We start from the raw sequence: 17,604 nt of genomic DNA, 5'->3' as shown, positions 1-17,604 counted from the left end.
TCACCCCTCGATACCGTTCGGACTCATGCCCCCGAGCTACCTGCGCTTCCCCCACCTCCGCGGCGACACCCTCGTGTTCACCGCCGAGGACGACGTCTGGACCGCACCGGTGTCCGGCGGCCGCGCGTACCGGCTCACGGCCGACGACGTGCCGGTCGCCAACCCGCGGCTGTCGCCGGACGGCACGCGGGTGGCCTGGACCTCGTGGAAGGACGGCGCCCCCGAGGTCTACGTGAGCGACGTCGACGGGGGCGGGGCGCGGCGGCTGACGTACTGGGGCGACCCGCGGGCCGAGTCGCTCGGTTGGACGCCGGACGGCGAGGTGCTCGCCCTGAGCGCGACCGGCCAGGCGCCGCCGCGGCGCACGTGGGCGTACGCGATCCCGGCCGACGGCGGCACCCCGCGCCGGCTGCCGTACGGGCCGGTCTCGGACGTGGCGCTCGCGGCCGGCCGCCCGACCGTGGTCGTCAGCACCGTGATGCTGGAGCCCGCCTGGTGGAAACGCTACCGCGGCGGCACCACGGGCAAGCTCTGGTGGGACCCGACCGGCTCCGGCGAGTTCGAGCGGCTCCTCGCCGACGTCGACGGCCAGATCGCCTCCCCGATGCACGTGGGGTCGCGGATCGCGTTCCTCTCCGACCACGAGGGCTGGGGCAACCTCTACTCCGTCGCCGCCGACGGCACCGGCCTGCGCCGCCACACCGATCACGGCGCCCCCGGCGCACCCGCGTTCTACGTGCGGCACGCGAGCACCGACGGCGAGCGCGTGGTGTACGAGTCCGCGGGGCAGCTGTGGATCCTCGACTCCCTCGACGACGAGCCGCGCCCCCTGGACGTGCACCTCGGCGGGCCCCGGACGAACCGCGAGCCCTACCGGGTGTCGACGGCCCGCGAGCTCACGTGGGCGGCCCCGGACCGGACCGGCCGCACGAGCATCACGCTGGTCCGCGGCACGGTGCACCGCCTCACCCACCGCGCCGGCCCGGCCCGCACGCTGCTCGCCGAGCCCGGGGTGCGGGCCCGGCTGGCGCGCCCGCTCGGCACGGACCGGGCGGTGTGGGTCGACGACGCCGAGGGCGAGGACGCGATCTGCATCGCCCCGCTCGACCGGCGGACCGACGGCTCCCAGCCGCTGCGGCGGTTCGGCGCGGGCGAGGTGGGCCGGGTGCTGGAGCTCGCGCCCTCCCCGGACGGCTCGAAGGTGGCCGTGGCCACCCACGACTGCCGGCTGCTCGTGCTGGAGACGGAGTCCGGCGAGCTGCGCCGGATCGCCCAGGGCGCCGACCGGGAGCTGTCGGACCTCGCGTGGTCGCCGGACAGCGAGTGGCTCGCCTACTGCGACCCCGCGGAGGCGGGCCTGTCGCGGATCATGATGGCCCGGATGGCCGACGACACCCTCGTCGCCGTCACCGAGCCCCGCTTCGCCGACACCGACCCGGTCTTCACCTCCGACGGCAAGTACCTCGCGTTCCTGTCCCGGCGCAGCTTCGACCCGATCTACGACGAGCACGCCTTCGACCTCACCTTCCCCGCGTCGTGGCGGCCGTTCCTGGTGCCGTTGGCCGCCCGCACCCCGTCGCCGTTCGGGGCGAGCCCGGACGGCCGCCCGGTCTCGCCGGGCGAGGAGGGGACGGACGACCTGCCCGCGCCGGCCGAGGACGAGGAGCGCGGGGACGGCGCCGAGGACGACGAGAAGGACGCGAAGAAGGACGACCCGAAGAAGGACGACGGGGCACCGCCCCGGGTGGTGGTCGACGTCGAGGGCCTCACCGCCCGCGTCGTGCCGGTGCCGGTGCCCGCCGCCCGCTACAGCGGCATGCAGGCGGGCAAGGACTGCCTGCTCTGGTACCGCATCCCGGTGTCGGGCGTGCTCGGCGACTCGATCGCCGACACCGACGACCGCGCCGAGCGCCCGGTGCTGGAGCGCTTCGACCTGGTGCGCCGCAAGCTCGACGTGATCGCCGACCCGGTGAGCGCGTTCGCGGTGAGCGGCGACGGCACCCGCCTCGTCGTACGCGACGGCCAGACGCTGCGGGTGCTGCGCACCGACCGGTCCGGCTCCGACGCGCCGTCGGCGAACGACCCCGACGAGTTCGAGATCGACACCAGCCGGATCGTCGTCACCGTGGACCCGACCGCCGAGTGGCGGCAGATGTTCGACGAGGCCGGGCGGCTCATGCGCGACCACTTCTGGGTCGCCGACATGGCCGGCGTCGACTGGGAGGCCGAGCTCGCCCGCTACCGCCCGCTGGTCGACGCCGTCGGCAGCCACGACGACCTCGTCGACCTGCTCTGGGAGGTGCACGGGGAGCTCGGCACGTCGCACGCGTACGTGCGAGCGAGCAAGGGAGGCAACGCGGACGGGCGGCCGGGCCTGCTCGGCGCCGACCTCGAGCCCTCGCCCGACGGGGAGGGCTGGCGGGTGGTCCGCGTGCTGCCGCCGGAGACCTCGGCCCCCGCCGCCCGCAGCCCGCTCTCCGGACCGGGCGTGGACGTGCGGCCGGGCGACGTGATCCTCGAGGTCGGCGGCCGCCCCGTCGACCCCGGCTACGGGCCGGCCCCGCTGCTGCTCGCCGGGGCGGACAAGCTGGTGGAGCTCACCGTCCGCTCGGGCCCCGACCGCCCCGACGCGGGCAGCGTGCGCCGGGTCGTCGTCAAGCCGCTGTCCTCGGAGGCCGCCCTGCGCTACCACGACTGGGTGGCGGGGCGCCGGGCGTTCGTCGCCGACCGCTCCGACGGCAGGCTCGGCTACCTGCACGTGCCGGACATGGGCGCGCAGGGGTGGGCGCAGCTGCACCGCGACCTGTCCCGCGAGACCTCCCGCGACGGGCTCATCCTCGACGTGCGCGGCAACGGCGGCGGCCACACCTCACAGCTGGTGATCGAGAAGCTCGCCCGCAAGGTGATCGGCTGGGACGCGCCGCGGCACCGCCAGGCCACCACGTACCCGGAGGACGCTCCGCGGGGCCCGGTGGTCGCGCTCGCCGACGAGCTCGCGGGCTCCGACGGCGACATCGTCACCGCCGCGATCAAGCGGCTCGGGATCGGGCCGGTCGTGGGCGTGCGCACGTGGGGCGGGGTGATCGGCATCGACGGCCGCTACCGCCTCGTCGACGGCACCAGCGTCACGCAGCCGCGGTACGCCACCTGGTTCGACGACACCGGCTGGTCGGTCGAGAACCACGGCGTCGACCCGGACGTGGAGGTCGTGATGCGGCCGCAGGACTGGGTGGCCGGCCGGGACCCGCAGCTGGAGCGCGCGGTCGACCTCGCGCTGGCCGCGCTCCGAGAGCGGCCAGCGGTGCGCCCGCCCGACCCGGCGACCCGCCCGTCGCGGCGCCGCCCGGACCTGCCGCCGCGGCCCTGACCGGCGCGGTGCTGTCCGGCGCGGGCCTGTTCGGCGCGGCCCTGTTCGGCGCGGTGCTGTCCGGCGGGCGCGCCTACCCGGCCGTCGGCTCGAGCCGCGGGATCACCTCGGCCGCGAGGCGCTCCATCTGCTCGGCCGGGTCCCGGACGCAGGTGAACAGGACGAGCTCGGCGCCCGCGTCGAGCACCTCCTGCGCGCCGCGCACGCAGTCGGCCGCGGTGCCGGTGACGGCGGCGGCCTCGATCGCCGGGATCCGGGCGCCGTAGATCGAGGCCAGGGCGTCGTCCATCTCGCGGCGGGCGCGGTCGGCGTCGTCGTCGACGAGCACGTAGACGCGCTTCGCGATCGGGAACGTCGCCGGGTCGCGGCCGCTCTCGGTGAGCAGGCGCCGCACCGTGGCGACCCTGCTCGGCGAACCGCGCGGTGGGCGACGACCCGGCTCCGAAGAAGCCGTCGCCGAGCCGGACGGCGCGGCGCAGCGCCGCGTCGGCGCTGCCCCCCATCCAGATCCGCGGGTACGGCTTCTGGAACGGTTTCGGTGCCATCGCCGCGTTCTCCAGCTGCCAGAAGTCGCCGGTGAACGTCACGCGCTCGTCCGTCCACAGCGCCTTCATCAGCGCGATCCCCTCGGTGAACTGCGCGATGTAACGCTCGGGGTCCACCCGGAACGCGCCGAAGGGCCGCCTGCCCCCGTGGCCGAGGCCGATCTCGAGCCTGCCCCCGCTCAGCTGGTCCAGCGTGGACAGGCTCTTGGCCAGGTGGACGGGGCTGTGCAGCGTGGAGACGAACACCGCGCAGCCCAGCCGCAGCCGCTGCGTGCACGCGGCGGCGTAGGTCATGGTCTCGAGCGCGGACAGCTGGGACGACGTCCCCAGCACCTGCTCCTGGGTCCAGCCGCTCTCGAAGCCGAGCTCCTCGGCCCGCAGCAGGTACCTGCGGAACTCCTCGCCGTCGAAGCCGCCGTCGGAGTAGAACTGCGGAATGCCGATCCCGAACCTCATCGGCCGAGCGTAGGACCGGGCGGGCGGGGCGCCGGAGGCGTCAGCCCTCGGCCGGCACCACCTCCGCGTGCTGCGGCGCGGTCGGCGTGGGGCGCGGGGCCAGCAGGGCGACCGCGACGAACACCGCGAGCGACACGACCGGGCAGATCAGCGTCGGCCAGCCGTCGAAGCCCGCCCCGAACACCTCGTTCGGGATGTGGAGCAGCGTGTTGTCGGCCCCGTAGAAGGTCGGGGTCAGGGCGAACAGCACCAGCCGCAGCGCCACGCCCACCGCGATGGACGCGGCGGCCGCGGCCGCGCTGACCCGGGAGCGCCACCAGTGCCCCAGCACGAACGGCACCACGAGGCCGGCGAGCATGAGGTCGAACGCCAGCGTGAGCAGAACACCGGTCTCGGGCACCCGCAGCGCGAAGAAGATGGCGATCCCGACCACGAGCGGCATCGTGACCCGCACCCGCCGCAGCAGCGGGTCCCGCCCGCCCGCCGGGTCGGCCTGCCGCCCCAGGCCCGCGATGTTGCGGACGGCCACGCACGCCGTGCCGAGGATGACGCCGTTGGCCGTGGAGCAGGAGGCGGCGACGATCGCCGACAGCACGAGCACGGTCAGCACCGCTGGGGCGTAGCCCTCCAGCAGGGCGAACAGCACCGGGCCGTCGGCGGGGCCGTCGAGGATCGCGCCGCTGGACAGCGCCACGAGCGCGTACGGGACGCCGACGACCGCCGTGCCCGCGGCCCCGACGAAGCAGGCGCGCCGCGCGGTCTCGGGCGACCTCGCGGAGAAGATCCGCTGCATGAAGTCGACGGCCACGATGTCGCCGATGCCGAGCGCGACGAGCGTTGCCCAGTTGATCGGGGCGCCCTGGGCGGAGTCGGTGAGCTGGCCGAGGTCGAACGGGCCCATCCCCTCGGGGATCGTGATGCCGTACACCACGGCCACCCAGATCAGCAGCGCGGCCGAGCCGATCACCGTGATCACCATCTGGATGAACGCGGTGTAGGCGTCGCTGAACATGCCGCCCGCGATCGTGTAGGCGAGCACGACGCCCACGATCAGCAGCACGCCGAGCGGATAGCTCGTGCCGAGGAACCGCTCGAACAGGAACCCGCCCGCGACCAGGTTGCCCGCGAGCAGGATGCAGAAGCTGAAGATCATGAGGACGGACGCGACGAGCTCGATCCCGCGCCCGTAGGTGATCCGGTAGAAGTCGGGCAGGCTGAGCAGGCCCATCCGGTTCATCGGCTTGGCGAAGAAGATGCCGGTGAGCAGCAGGCACAGGCCGAGCCCGAGCGGCAGCGACGCCCCCGCCCAGAACCCGAGGCCCGCCGACAGGTCGGTGTTGCCGAGGGTGGCGTTGGAGTCGACGGCCTGGCCCATGAGGCCCGCCGCCGTCAGCGGCAGGGCGAGCGTGCGGCCCGCGACGAGGAAGTTGGTGCTGTCGCCGTCGACCTTGCGGGCGACGGCGAGCCCGACGACGAGCACGACGAGGACGCTGATCGCGACACCGAGGATGATCATGGTGGCTCCCGGTCTGGTGGGGCGTGCCGGTTGGGTGGGGGACGGCGCCGTCCCTGCGGTGGGCGTGGGTCAGGACCGGCGGGGGAGGTGGCCGGAGCGCACCAGGCAGCCGAGGGTGTCGCAGATGACGCGGGTGGCGATCAGCGACGTGATCTCGGCGTTGTCGTAGGGCGGGGAGCACTCCACGACCTCGATGCCCGCGAGCGGGCGGGCGTCGGCGATGATCTGGATGAACTTGAGCACCTCGCGGGGCAGGAACCCGCCGGGTTCCGGCCAGCCGGTGCCGGGCACGAACGCGGCGTCGAGGCAGTCGACGTCGAACGACAGCCACACGGCGTCGGCCCCGTCCCACGCCACGTCGAGGGCGCGTTGCGCGGCCTCCTCGATGCCCATCTCGACGCAGTCGGTGACGGTCATGATCGTGGTGCCGCGCTCGCGGCCGACCTTCACGCCGGGCCGCGGGGCCTGCCAGCCGCCGATCCCGATCTGCACGAGGTTCTTCGGCGGCACGTTCGGGATGTCCGTGGCGTGGAACCACGGGGTGGTGTGCATCCGCTCGTCGAGGTCGGTCTCCTGGGTGTCGACGTGGCGGTCGAAGTGGATGATCCCGAGGTTGCCGCCGTTCAGGTGCGGGGCGACGCCGCGCACCGTGGGGTAGCCGATGGAGTGGTCGCCGCCGAGGACCACGGGGAACGCCCCGGACGCGTAGACGTGCGAGACCGCCTTGGTGATCTGGTCGAACGTCTTCTCGATGTTGCCGGGGATCGTGAAGACGTCGCCGAGGTCGCCGATCGTGATCGACTCGCGCAGGTCGACGCCCAGCTCGAAGCTGTACGGGCCGTACAGCGCGGAGATCTTGCGGATGCCCTGCGGGCCGAACCTGGTGCCGGAGCGGTAGGTGGTGCCACCGTCGAACGGGGCGCCGAGCACGGCGACGTCGTACTCGCCGCAGCGGCGCACGTCCTCCACGTACGGGGCCTTGAGGAACGTGTTGATCCCGGCGAAGTGCGGCAGCTCGCCGCGGGAGAACGTCGGGATGCGCTTGTCGACGATCGAGTCGGCGCCGGGCAGCCCCAGCTCGAGGCCGCGGGCGACCTCCTCCTCCCATTTCGTGGTGGGCAGGCCCGCCTCGGCGCGCACCGCGTACGCGGCCTCGGGGCCGTAGTCGTCGTGCAGCTGCGGCCCGTCGGGGGTCTGGTCGGGGCGTCGGGGGTGGAAGTGCACGGAAGCTCCCTCACGGTCGGGGTACCGACCGCGGGGCAGCCGGCACCACCAGCTGTCTCCCGGGCTTTTGTCCCGCCGTGGGGCGGCCGACGTGCCTGGCCGCCTGCGTCTCTCGGACCAGGCCCCCGCGTCGAGCGGGGCGGAACCCTAGACGCGCCTCACCTCTCGTGAGTCGCGGACCAGTACAGGCGCGGCCTGTTGCAGGTGATCGCTCCCATCGTTACCGCTCGGTGAAACCCACCCCCGCCCAGGTTCAGGAAGGCCACATTCATGAAGCCCACGTTCATGAATGTGGCTTTCCTGAAGTTCGTCTGGGCCGGCCCCGCGGACTCTGGATCCGCCCTCCGGCCTGACCCGTCAGCGGATCCGGCCGACCGCGGCCCACATGCCGCGGTACTGGTCACCGATGGTGTCCTCCGGGCGCCACTCGGTGGCGTCGACGAGGCCCGGCTCCACCAGGTCGGTGCCCTCCAAGATCGCGGCGACCTCGGCGCGGGTCCGGGCGGTCACCGGGTTCGCGGTGTTGCGGTAGACGCCGCCGAGCTCGCGCACCTCGTCCGGGTCGTGGTCGGCGGTGCCGTGCGTGAGCACGTGGAAGCTGCCGGGCGCGAGCCGCGCGCGGTACTTCTGCGCGAGCCCGACCGGGTCGTCCTCGTCGGGGACGAAGTGGAGCACCGCGACGGTGAGCAGGGCGGTCGGGCGGGAGAAGTCGAGCAGGTCGCGCACCCCGGGTGCGGAGAACACGGCCTCCGGGTCGCGGACGTCGGCCTTCGTGATCGTGGCGAGCGGGTCGTCGGCGAGCAGGGCCTCCGCGGACGCGACGGTGACCGGCTCGTTGTCGACGTAGGCCACCCGCGCCTGCGCGCTGCGCTCCCGCGCGATCTCGTGCACGTTGCCCGCCGTCGGGATGCCCGAACCGAGGTCGAGGAACTGGTCGACGCCCTCGTCGAGGCAGAACCGCACGGCCCGGTGCAGGAAGAACCGGTTCGCCCGGGCGACCTCCACGGCTTGGGGGATCGCGGCCTTGACCCGTTCGGCCGCGGCGCGGTCGGCGGCGAAGTTGTGCGATCCGCCCAGGTAGTAGTCGTACATCCGGGCGGCGTTCGGCACGTTCGGGTCGACGCCCGGCACCTTCGACAGGTCGGTCATGGTGATCGATACTCCCAGCCCGGGACGCCCGGCACGAATCGTCACGCGATGCGGGCGACGCCCGCCCAGAAACCGCGGTGCTGCCCGCCGACCGTGTCCTCGGGGCGCCACTGCGTCGCGTCCACCAACCCGGGTTCGACGAGCTCCGCGTCGCCGAACAGCGCGGCCACCTGTTGCCTGGTCCGGGTGGTGATGGGGTTGGCGATGCCGCGGTAGACCTCTGCCGCGGCCTTCGCCTCCAGCGCGTCGTGGTCGGTGGTGGCGTGGGTGAGCACGTGGAAGCTGCCGGGAGCGAGCCGGGCGCGGTACTCCCGCACGAGCCCGACCGGATCGTCCTCGTCGGGGATGTGGTGCAGGACCGCGACGGTGAGGAGGGCGATCGGGCGGGACAGGTCGAGCAGGTCGCGCACTCCGGGTGCGGAGAACACGGAGCAGGGGTCGCGGATGTCGGCGTGCGTGATCGTGGCCCGCGGTTCGTCGACGAGCAGGGCGGCGGCGGAGGCGACGGTGACCGGCTCGTTGTCGACATAGGCCACCCGCGCCCGCGGGTTGATCGCGAGCGCGGCTTCGTGGACGTTGCCGGCCGTCGGGATGCCGGAACCGAGGTCGAGGAACTGGTCGATCCCCTCCTGCACGCAGAACCGGACGGCCCGGTGCAGGAAGAACCGGTTCGACCGGGCGGCGTCGACGATGAACGGCATGACCGCCTTGATCCGCTCCGCCGCGGCGCGGTCGGCGGCGAAGTTGTGCGATCCGCCCAGGTAGTAGTCGTACATCCGGGCGGCGTTGGGCACGTCCGGGTCGACCGCCGGCAGCTGCGACAGGTCGGTCATCCCGATGATGTTCCCGGCCGGACCGCCCGTGGTCCACTACCGGATGCGGCCGACCGCCGCCCACATGCCCCGGTGTTGCGTGGTGGCCGCGTCGTCCGGGCGCCACTCGGTGACGTCCACGATCCCCGGCTCCACGAGCTCGAGCCCCTCCAGGAGGGTCGCGACCTGGTCGCGGGAGCGCAGCCGCCCCGGGTTGGCGGTGCGGCGGTACTCGTCCTCGGCGGCGGTGAGCTCGGCGCGGTCGTGGTCGCCCGTCACGTGGGACAGCACGTGCAGGCTCCCGGGCGCGAGCCGGCTGCGGTAGCGCTTGACGATCGACTCGAGCTCGGCGTCGTCGTGCACGAACTGCAGCACCGAGACGGTCAGCAGCGCGACCGGGCGGGACAGGTCGAGCAGGTCGCGCACGCCCGGTGCGTCGAACACCGCGTCGGGCTCCCGCAGGTCCGCCGCGGTGATCGTGGCGAGCGGGTCGCCCTCCAGCAGCGCGGCGGCCGAGGCGACGGTGACCGGCTCGTTGTCGACGTAGGCGACCCGGGCCGTCGGGTCGACCTCCCTCGCCACCTCGTGGACGTTGCCGACCGTGGGGATGCCCGAGCCGAGGTCGAGGAACTGGTCGATCCCCTCTTGCGCGCAGAAGCGCACCGCCCGCCCGAGGAAGTATCGGTTCGCGTGGATCACCTCCGCTGCGAACGGCATGACGGCCTTGATCCGCTCCGCTGCGGCGCGGTCGGCGGCGAAGTTGTGCGAGCCGCCCAGGAAGTAGTCGTAGATCCGGGCGGCGTTGGGGACGTCGGGGTCGACCGGCGGCAGCTGCGACAGGTCGGTCATGGCGATCATGCTGCCAGCTCACGGCCGTTCCGGCCCCCGGCGTAGTCTGGACGAGGACCCCGTGCCGGGGGGTACGTCCCGGGCAGGGGTCTGTTCTGCGTGCGCATTTTCACAGCTCTGCGAGGGTCCTCCGACGTGGCCAAGCTCTCCGGTCTTCTCCGCTCCTACCTCTCCGATCCCGATCTGCGAGCCGTGGCCGAGGCCGCCCGGGACGTGCGCGCCGGTGAGGTGCCCGCCCTGTCGGTGGAGGGACCGTCGGCGCTGCGCCCGTTCCTGGCCGCCGCCTTCGGTGCCCCCGAGGGCGATGGCGGCGCGGGCCGCACCGTCCTCGTCGTCACCGCCACCGACCGCGAGGCCGACGACACCGGCGCCGCGGCCGCCGAGCTGCTGGGGCCCGACGCCGTCGCGGTGCTGCCGTCATGGGAGACGCTGCCGCACGAGCGGCTCTCCCCGCGTCCGGACACCGTCGGGCGCCGCCTGGAGATCTTCCGGCGGCTCGCCGCCCCGGAGACGGCGCCGCGCGTGGTGGTCGCGGCGGCCCGCAGCCTGATCCAGCCGGTCGCTCCCGGCCTCGGCACGATCGAGCCGGTGCGGCTGCGGGTCGGCGACACGCACGACTTCGACGCGCTGCTCACCCGGCTCGTCGAGCTCGCATACACGCGAGTGGAGATCGTCACCGCGCGTGGCGAGTTCGCCGTCCGCGGCGGGCTCGTCGACGTCTTCCCGCCCACCGCCGAGCACCCGGTGCGCATCGAGTTCTGGGGCGACGAGGTGAGCGAGCTGCGTTCGTTCACCGTGGCCGACCAGCGCTCGGTCGCCCCCGTCGACGAGCTGATCGCGCCCGGTTGCCGCGAGCTGCTGCTCACCGAGCCGGTGCGGGAGCGGGCCGCCGCGCTCGCGCGCACCCACGAGAACAACCCGCAGCTGCGGGAGCTGCTCGAGCGCCTGGCCCAGGGCATCCCGGGCGAGGGGATGGAGTCGCTGGTGCCCGCGCTCGTCGCGGGGGAGCTGGAGCTGCTCACCGACCTGCTGCCCGCCGGGTCGCTGGTGCTGCTCGCCGACCCGGAGCGCATCCGCACCCGCAGCGCCGACCTCGTGCGCACCGGCCAGGAGTTCCTGGAGGCGAGCTGGTTCGCCGCGGGCGTGGGCGGCGACTCGCCCATCGACGTCGGCGCGTCCGCCTACCGCGACCTCGGCGAGGTGCTGGAGCACGCGTCGGCCACCGGGCGGCCGGTCGTCACGCTGAGCCCGCTCGTGTCCGGCCGCGACGATGTGCTCGCCCCCGCCGTGCACGAGGTGGAGAGCTACCGCGGCGACATCGACCGCGCGCTGGTCGACCTGCGCGCCCACGTGGCCACGGGCGGCACCGCCGTTCTCGTCGTCGCGGGTCACGGCACGGCGCAGCGCTCGCTGGAGCAGCTGCACGAGGCCGACGTGCCGGCCAAGCTCGTCGAGGAGCTGCTGGGTGAGCCGGAGCCGGGCCTGGTCACCGTCACCTGCGGGCGGCTCACCGAGGGCTTCACCACGCGGGCCCTCGTCCTGCTCACCGAGGCCGACCTCACCGGCAACCGGGCGGCGGGCACCGAGCCGCGCAAGCTCGCGTCGCGGCGGCGCAACGCGGTCGAGCTCGACACCCTGCGGCCCGGCGACTACGTCGTGCACTCCCAGCACGGCATCGGCCGGTTCGTCGAGATGCGCGAGCGCACCGTCGGCGGCGCCACCCGCGAGTACCTGGTGCTGGAGTACGCGAGCTCCAAGCGCGGCCAGCCCGCCGACCGGCTGTACGTCCCCACCGACTCGCTCGACGAGGTCAGCCGCTACGTCGGCGGCGAGGTGCCCACGCTCAACAAGCTCGGCGGCGCCGACTGGGCCAAGACCAAGGGCCGCGCCCGCAAGGCCGTCCGGCAGATCGCCGCACAGCTCGTGCAGCTCTACGCGGCGCGCCAGTCCTCGCCGGGGCACGCCTTCGGCCCCGACACCCCGTGGCAGCGCGAGCTGGAGGACGCGTTCCCGTACACCGAGACACCCGACCAGCTCGCCGCCATCGAGGAGGTCAAGCGCGACATGGAGCGGCCGGTCCCGATGGACCGGGTGATCTCCGGCGACGTCGGCTTCGGCAAGACCGAGATCGCGGTGCGCGCGGCGTTCAAGGCGGTGCAGGACGGCAAGCAGGTCGCGGTGCTCGTGCCCACGACGCTGCTGGCCACCCAGCACCTGCAGACCTTCACCGAGCGCATGCGCGCGTTCCCGGTGACGATCAGGGGGCTGTCGCGGTTCACCGAGCCCGCCGAGGCGAAGGAGACCATCGAGGGGCTCGCCGAAGGCAAGGTCGACATCGTGATCGGCACGCACCGGCTGCTGCAGACCGGGGTGCGGTGGAAGGACCTCGGCCTCGTGATCGTCGACGAGGAGCAGCGCTTCGGCGTCGAGCACAAGGAGCACATCACGGCGCTGCGCACGCACGTCGACGTGCTCACGCTCTCGGCCACGCCGATCCCGCGCACCCTGGAGATGAGCCTCGCCGGCATCCGCGAGATGTCGACCATCGCCACCCCGCCCGAGGACCGCCACCCCACGCTCACCTACGTCGGCCCGTACGACGACAAGCAGGTGGCGGCCGCGATCCGCCGCGAGCTGCTGCGCGACGGGCAGGTCTTCTACGTGCACAACCGGGTTTCGACGATCGAGCGGGCGGCGCGCAGGGTCCGCGAGCTCGTTCCGGAGGCGCGCGTCGCCATCGCGCACGGGCAGATGAACGAGGACCTGCTCGAGCGCACGGTCAACGGGTTCTGGCACCGCGAGTACGACGTGCTCGTCTGCACGACCATCGTGGAGAACGGCCTGGACATCTCCAACGCCAACACGCTCATCGTCGAGCGCTCCGACACCCTCGGGCTCTCGCAGCTGCACCAGCTGCGCGGCCGGGTCGGCCGGGGCCGCGAGCGCGGCTACGCCTACTTCCTCTACCCGCCGGAGCACCCGCTCACCGAGACCGCGCACGACCGGCTCGCCACGATCGCGCAGCACTCCGAGCTGGGTGCGGGCGCCGCGGTCGCGATGAAGGACCTGGAGATCCGCGGCGCGGGCAACATCCTCGGCGCGGAGCAGTCCGGGCACATCGCGGGCGTCGGCTTCGACCTCTACCTGCGGCTGGTCGGGGAGGCCGTCGCGGCGTTCCGCAAGCAGGCGGGCGCGGGCGAGGGCGAGCAGGAGGAGCAGCTCGCCGAGGTCCGGGTGGACCTGCCGATCGACGCGCACGTGCCGCACGACTACGTCACCGGCGAGCGGCTGCGGCTCGAGGTCTACCGCAAGATCGCCGAGGCGCCGGACGGCGCCGCCCTCGACGCCATCGTCGAGGAGCTCACCGACCGCTACGGCGAACCGCCCACGCCGGTGCGCAACCTGCTCGCCGTGGCCGCGTTCCGCCAGACGTGCCGCTCGCTCGGCGTCACCGAGGTGGCCGTGGCCGGGGCCAGCATCCGGATCGGGCCGGTCGACCTGCCCGACTCGGCGCAGCTGCGGCTCAAGCGCCTGTACCCGAAGGCGGTCTACAAGCCCGCGGCCAAGCTCGTGAGCGTCCCGAAGCCCACCGAGAGTGGCCGGGTCGGGTCGCCGCCGCTGCGCGACGTTGCTCTGTTGGAGTGGTGCACGAAGCTGCTGAACGACCTGCTGACGCCGGTGCGGTCCTGACAGCCCGCGTCCGATCACCTGCGCGGAGTAACGCAGCTGCTCCTTCGACGATCAACCAGTCGGAGCCCTCCGGGACCCGCCTGGACGGGCAGGACGCCCTGGAGAGAGCTGCGTGCCCGATCCCCGCCCGGAGACCGAGCCGTCGCGTCGGGAGCCGCCGAACGGCGGACCGCGCCCTCAGTCGTCTGCGCGATTCGGGTTCTCCATGCCGGCCACGTACGGGCAGCGGGTCGGCGGCTTCCTCATCGACATCGGCATCCCGGGGGGCCTGCTCGCGGTCGTGCTGATCGCGGCGCTCGCGACGAGGGACCTCGTCGTCATCGGCGTCGTCTACCCGGTGGCGATCCTCGTCGGGCTCGCGTTCGTCGTCTGGAACTGCGGCTACCGGCAGGGCCGCAGTGGGCAGAGCCTCGGCAAGAGCGTGCTCGGGACGCGGCTGGTCGGAGCCGGGTCGGGCGAGCCGGTCGGCGTGCCCCGGGCGTTGGGCCGCCAGGCCGCGCACCTGCTCGACGCGATCCCGCTCGGGCTGGGATACCTGTGGCCGCTCTGGGACGAGCACCGGCAGACGTTCGCCGACAAGATCTGCTCGACGCTGGTGGTGCAGGCCGACCTCTGAACCGGGCCACACATCGCACGTGAGAAGGTGTCGTTCGTGCGCAAGCAGGTGGGACGCGTCGTAACAGCGGTCGCCGTCGTCGGGGCGGTGATCAGTGGGTGCGGTGGCCCGATCCAGGCGGGCACCGCCGTGTTCGTCGGGGACCACGCGGTCCCGATCGAGCGCGTCCAGACCGAGCTCGACACGGTGCTGGCGAAGAAGGACCTGGTCGCGCAGTTCGAGGCGCAGGGCGGGTCCACCGCCGACATCGCCCGCAGCATCGTCACGCGTGCGGTCAAGCACGACCTCCTCACCCGCGCCGCGGCCGAGCGGGGCATCGTCGTCACCGACGAGCAGGTCGATGCGTTCATCGCCGAGAACGGCGGGGCCGACGCCCTCCTCGACGGCTCGATGTACGACCTGCCGAGGCTGCGGGAGCGGGTGCGCGACGACCTGATCGCAGCGCAGCTCGCCCAGCAGGAGGTTGCCGGGCTCGTGGTCACGGCCGACCTCGTCGCCGCGACGTCGCGGGCGGACGCCGACGCCGCGGCCGCGGCGCTGCAGACGGGCGGGCCGGAGGCCGACGCCCTGTTCGCCGACCCCAACACGTCCCGGCGCGGCGAGACGTTCGTCGCGGCCAACGTGCCGGAGAACGCCGCCACCGTCCTGTTCGGGCTGCCGGCGGGAGCCGTCGTCTCGTTCCAGCCGAACCCGCAGCAGAGCACGTGGATCGTCGCGAAGGTCGTCGACCGGCGCACCGACGCGCCGTCCGATCCGGCCGCCGTGGGCAACATCAGCCAAAGCCAGCTGATCGCCATCGGCGAGCGGCTCCTGCAGCCCACCGCCGACCAGGTCGGCATCCGGGTCAACCCGCGCTACGGCGTGTGGGACCCGATCCAGATGCAGATCGTCGGCGAGGACCAGCAGGTCGGCACGGTGCTGCCGCCGCTGGCGAGCTAGGCGGATGAGCGAGCTCGCGAGCACCGGGGTCGCGCAGCGCACGGTCGTCGTCCTGCCCGGCCGGTGGGCCGGGGTGCTCCCCGCCGCCGCCCTCCCGGCGCTGCGGGCCGCCGACCGCGTCCTCGCCGACCCCACCGTGCCCGACGAGGTCGTCGCCGCGACCGGGGCGACCCGCGCCGACGGCTGGGGCGACGACGGTGCGGCCGAGGTGCTGCTCACCGCCGACCCCGCCCGGGCAGCGGACGGCGCCGCCGTCGTCGGGCCTCCCGACGGGGCCGCGCTGCTCGACGCCGTCGCCGTGATGGACCGGCTGCGCTCGCCCGGGGGCTGCCCGTGGGATGCCGAGCAGACCCACGAGTCGCTGCTGCAGTACCTGATCGAGGAGTGCTACGAGCTCTACCAGGCGATCGAGGACGGCGACCGCGAGGCCATCCGCGAGGAGCTCGGCGACGTGCTCCTGCAGGTGCTGTTCCACTCCCGGGTCGCCGCGGAGCACGGCGCGCGCCCGTTCACGATCGACGACGTCGCCGCCGACCTCGTCACCAAGCTCGTGGGGCGGCACCCGCACGTCTTCGCCGGGAGCGAGAAGATCGACACGGCCGAGCGCCAGGAGCGCCGCTGGGACGAGCTCAAGCGCGCCGAGAAGCAGCGCGAGTCCAGCGTCGACGGCGTGCCGCTCGGGCAGCCCGCCGTCGCGCTCGCCGCGAAGCTCACCAGCCGCACCGCGCGGGCGCACCTGCCCGAGGACCTGCTGCCGTCCGGCGACGACCCGGGGGAGCAGCTGTTCGCTCTCGCCGCCAAGGCGAAGCTCGCCGGCGTCGACCCGGAGGCCGCGCTGCGGACGGCGGCGCGCCGGTTCGCCGACCGCGTGCGGGCCGCCGAGCGGGCCGCCGCGGCCGACGGCGCCGACCCGCACGCCCTCGACGCCGCCGGATGGCGTCGCTACTGGCCGAGCTGATCTCTGGTTACCCTGGCCGGGTGACGGCACGTCGTGGACGCAAGTCCGTGAGACGCCGCAGCAGCGCAGCTAGGCAGATGGTCAGGGTGGCGGTCGCTACGGCCGTCGCCGGGATGATGGCCCTGGTGGTCCTGATCGGCGTGGCGATCGTCACCGACCGCCACGACCGCGACCACCGGGCCGAGCGGTCCCGCGGTGACGGACTCACCGCGGCCGACGTGGAACCCGACACCCCCGTGCGGCAACCCCCGCCGTTGGACGACGACATCGACCTCGTCGCGTGGTCGACCTCGGCGTCCGAGCGCAGCGGGGTGCCGGCGCGGGCGCTGCGCGCCTACGCCGCCGCCGAGTTGGCGCAGCGCGCCGCCACCCCGGACTGCCGCCTGTCGTGGATCACGCTCGCCGGCATCGGGCGGGTCGAGTCCGACCACGGTCGCTTCGGCGGCGCCCGCCTGGGGGCGGACGGCACCGCCCGGCCGACGATCATCGGGCCGCCGCTCGACGGCTCGCCCGGCGTGCGCGAGATCCGCGACACCGACGGCGGGCGCCTCGACGGCGACCCCGTCTACGACCGCGCCGTGGGCCCGATGCAGTTCCTGCCCGGCACGTGGGCCCGCTACGGCGCCGACGGCAACGGTGACGGCGTCGAGGACCCGAACCAGCTCGACGACGCCGCCCTCGCCGCGGCCCGCTACCTGTGCGCCAACGGTCGCGACACCGCGAGCGGCGAGGGCTGGTGGGACGGTGTGCTCACCTACAACAGCTCCCTCGACTACGCCCGCCTGGTCTGGGCGGCGGCCGACCGCTACCGCGCCGCCACCGCCGCCTGACCCCGACTCACCCCCACTCACACCGCGACTCGCCGAGCCCCGGCGAGTCGCGCCCTGGGTGCGCGCGAGTCGCGGTCTCGGTGTGGGCGAGTCGCGCAGAGCGCATCCCCGCGGGTCAGGGGCGGTCGTGTCGACTCACCCCGAATCGTCCGGAAGGTCGACGGCCATCCGGACGCGCAGCTCGCCGAGCGCCTCCTGGTACTCCGGCCGCGGGTCCATGGCGGCGGCCATCTTCAGCTGCGCGTGCGCCTCGGCGAGCCTGCCCTGGCGCTGCAGGGCCTTGCCGAGGGCGAACCGGGCGTAGTGGTCGGCCGGATCGAGGTCGAGCACGCGGCCGAACGCCTCCTCCGCCCGTTGCAGCTGGGCGGAGTCGAGGTAGGCCCGCCCGGCGAGCAGCTGCACCGATGCGTGGTTCGGCAGGTTCTCCAGGACCGGGGACAGTGCCTGCAGCGCGTCGAGCGGTCTGCTGCGCGCGATCAGCATCTCTGCGCGGCGGAACGACTCGAAGAGGCCGTCTGATGCTGGCTCGCTCGTCATGGTCGTTCCTACGTTAGGTCGTAGCGACGCGACTGGCGAGGCCTCAGGCGACCTTCATACCGGGAAAGCGGAGGCGACGTGCGGGTTCCTGCGCGGTCCCGCCAACCCCGCCGACT

13 protein-coding genes, 1 pseudogene and 1 riboswitch are annotated in these 17,604 nt (G+C 73.8%); of the genes and pseudogenes, 6 read left to right on the top strand and 8 right to left on the bottom strand.

Annotation, left to right across the window (positions count from 1 at the left end; all coding sequences use genetic code 11):
- Positions 1-25 precede the first annotated feature (25 nt).
- Complete coding sequence (locus VKZ81_RS23040; protein ID WP_324243729.1) at positions 26-3,367, top strand: S41 family peptidase; 3,342 nt, start codon at positions 26-28, stop codon at positions 3,365-3,367.
- A 73-nt stretch (positions 3,368-3,440) separates the two neighbouring features.
- Here VKZ81_RS23040 and VKZ81_RS23035 read toward each other — a convergent pair whose 3' ends face one another.
- From VKZ81_RS23035 to VKZ81_RS23005, 7 genes and pseudogenes are all read right to left on the bottom strand, one after another.
- Complete coding sequence (locus VKZ81_RS23035) at positions 3,441-3,761, bottom strand: hypothetical protein (RefSeq protein ID WP_324243802.1); 321 nt, start codon at positions 3,759-3,761, stop codon at positions 3,441-3,443.
- 22 nt (positions 3,762-3,783) lie between these two features.
- A pseudogene (locus VKZ81_RS23030) lies at positions 3,784-4,368 on the bottom strand (LLM class flavin-dependent oxidoreductase); the annotation flags it as partial.
- A 40-nt stretch (positions 4,369-4,408) separates the two neighbouring features.
- Complete coding sequence (locus VKZ81_RS23025; protein ID WP_324243728.1) at positions 4,409-5,884, bottom strand: sodium:solute symporter family transporter; 1,476 nt, start codon at positions 5,882-5,884, stop codon at positions 4,409-4,411.
- A gap of 69 nt (positions 5,885-5,953) precedes the next feature.
- The gene (locus tag VKZ81_RS23020; protein ID WP_324243727.1) at positions 5,954-7,108 is read right to left on the bottom strand and encodes an agmatinase family protein; all 1,155 of its coding nucleotides are present in this window, start codon (positions 7,106-7,108) and stop codon (positions 5,954-5,956) included.
- Positions 7,109-7,162: 54 nt separating this feature from the next.
- Positions 7,163-7,270, bottom strand: a riboswitch (guanidine-I (ykkC/yxkD leader).
- Between the two features lie 195 nt (positions 7,271-7,465).
- On the bottom strand, positions 7,466-8,257 hold the full coding sequence (locus tag VKZ81_RS23015) for an SAM-dependent methyltransferase (RefSeq protein WP_324243726.1): 792 nt from the start codon (positions 8,255-8,257) through the stop codon (positions 7,466-7,468).
- 41 nt (positions 8,258-8,298) lie between these two features.
- Positions 8,299-9,090, bottom strand: coding sequence for an SAM-dependent methyltransferase (locus tag VKZ81_RS23010; RefSeq protein WP_324243725.1), 792 nt, complete (start codon positions 9,088-9,090; stop codon positions 8,299-8,301).
- 36 nt (positions 9,091-9,126) lie between these two features.
- Positions 9,127-9,918, bottom strand: coding sequence for an SAM-dependent methyltransferase (locus VKZ81_RS23005; protein WP_324243724.1), 792 nt, complete (start codon positions 9,916-9,918; stop codon positions 9,127-9,129).
- Between the two features lie 135 nt (positions 9,919-10,053).
- On the opposite strand from VKZ81_RS23005, the gene mfd reads away from it, so the two are divergent.
- From mfd to VKZ81_RS22980, 5 genes are all read left to right on the top strand, one after another.
- Positions 10,054-13,608, top strand: a complete 3,555-nt coding sequence (mfd, locus tag VKZ81_RS23000) for a transcription-repair coupling factor (RefSeq protein ID WP_324243723.1) — start codon at positions 10,054-10,056, stop codon at positions 13,606-13,608.
- A gap of 205 nt (positions 13,609-13,813) precedes the next feature.
- Complete coding sequence (locus VKZ81_RS22995; protein WP_324243722.1) at positions 13,814-14,224, top strand: RDD family protein; 411 nt, start codon at positions 13,814-13,816, stop codon at positions 14,222-14,224.
- A gap of 36 nt (positions 14,225-14,260) precedes the next feature.
- Entirely contained in the window at positions 14,261-15,163 is a 903-nt protein-coding gene (locus VKZ81_RS22990; RefSeq protein ID WP_324243721.1) for a SurA N-terminal domain-containing protein, read from the top strand.
- A 4-nt stretch (positions 15,164-15,167) separates the two neighbouring features.
- A complete protein-coding gene (locus tag VKZ81_RS22985) occupies positions 15,168-16,121 on the top strand; it encodes a nucleoside triphosphate pyrophosphohydrolase (protein WP_324243720.1) in 954 nt (317 codons plus the stop codon).
- A gap of 77 nt (positions 16,122-16,198) precedes the next feature.
- On the top strand, positions 16,199-16,951 hold the full coding sequence (locus VKZ81_RS22980; protein ID WP_324243719.1) for a lytic transglycosylase domain-containing protein: 753 nt from the start codon (positions 16,199-16,201) through the stop codon (positions 16,949-16,951).
- Between the two features lie 135 nt (positions 16,952-17,086).
- On the opposite strand, the gene VKZ81_RS22975 is transcribed toward VKZ81_RS22980, so the two are convergent.
- On the bottom strand, positions 17,087-17,488 hold the full coding sequence (locus tag VKZ81_RS22975) for a tetratricopeptide repeat protein (protein ID WP_324243718.1): 402 nt from the start codon (positions 17,486-17,488) through the stop codon (positions 17,087-17,089).
- Positions 17,489-17,604: the final 116 nt, after the last annotated feature.

The sequence above is a fragment of the Pseudonocardia sp. genome (assembly GCF_035305885.1).
Classification (GTDB): Bacteria; Actinomycetota; Actinomycetes; order Mycobacteriales; family Pseudonocardiaceae; genus Pseudonocardia.
The sequence above is the reverse complement of the archived record's forward strand: the minus strand, read 5'-3'. Positions and strand labels throughout refer to the sequence as shown.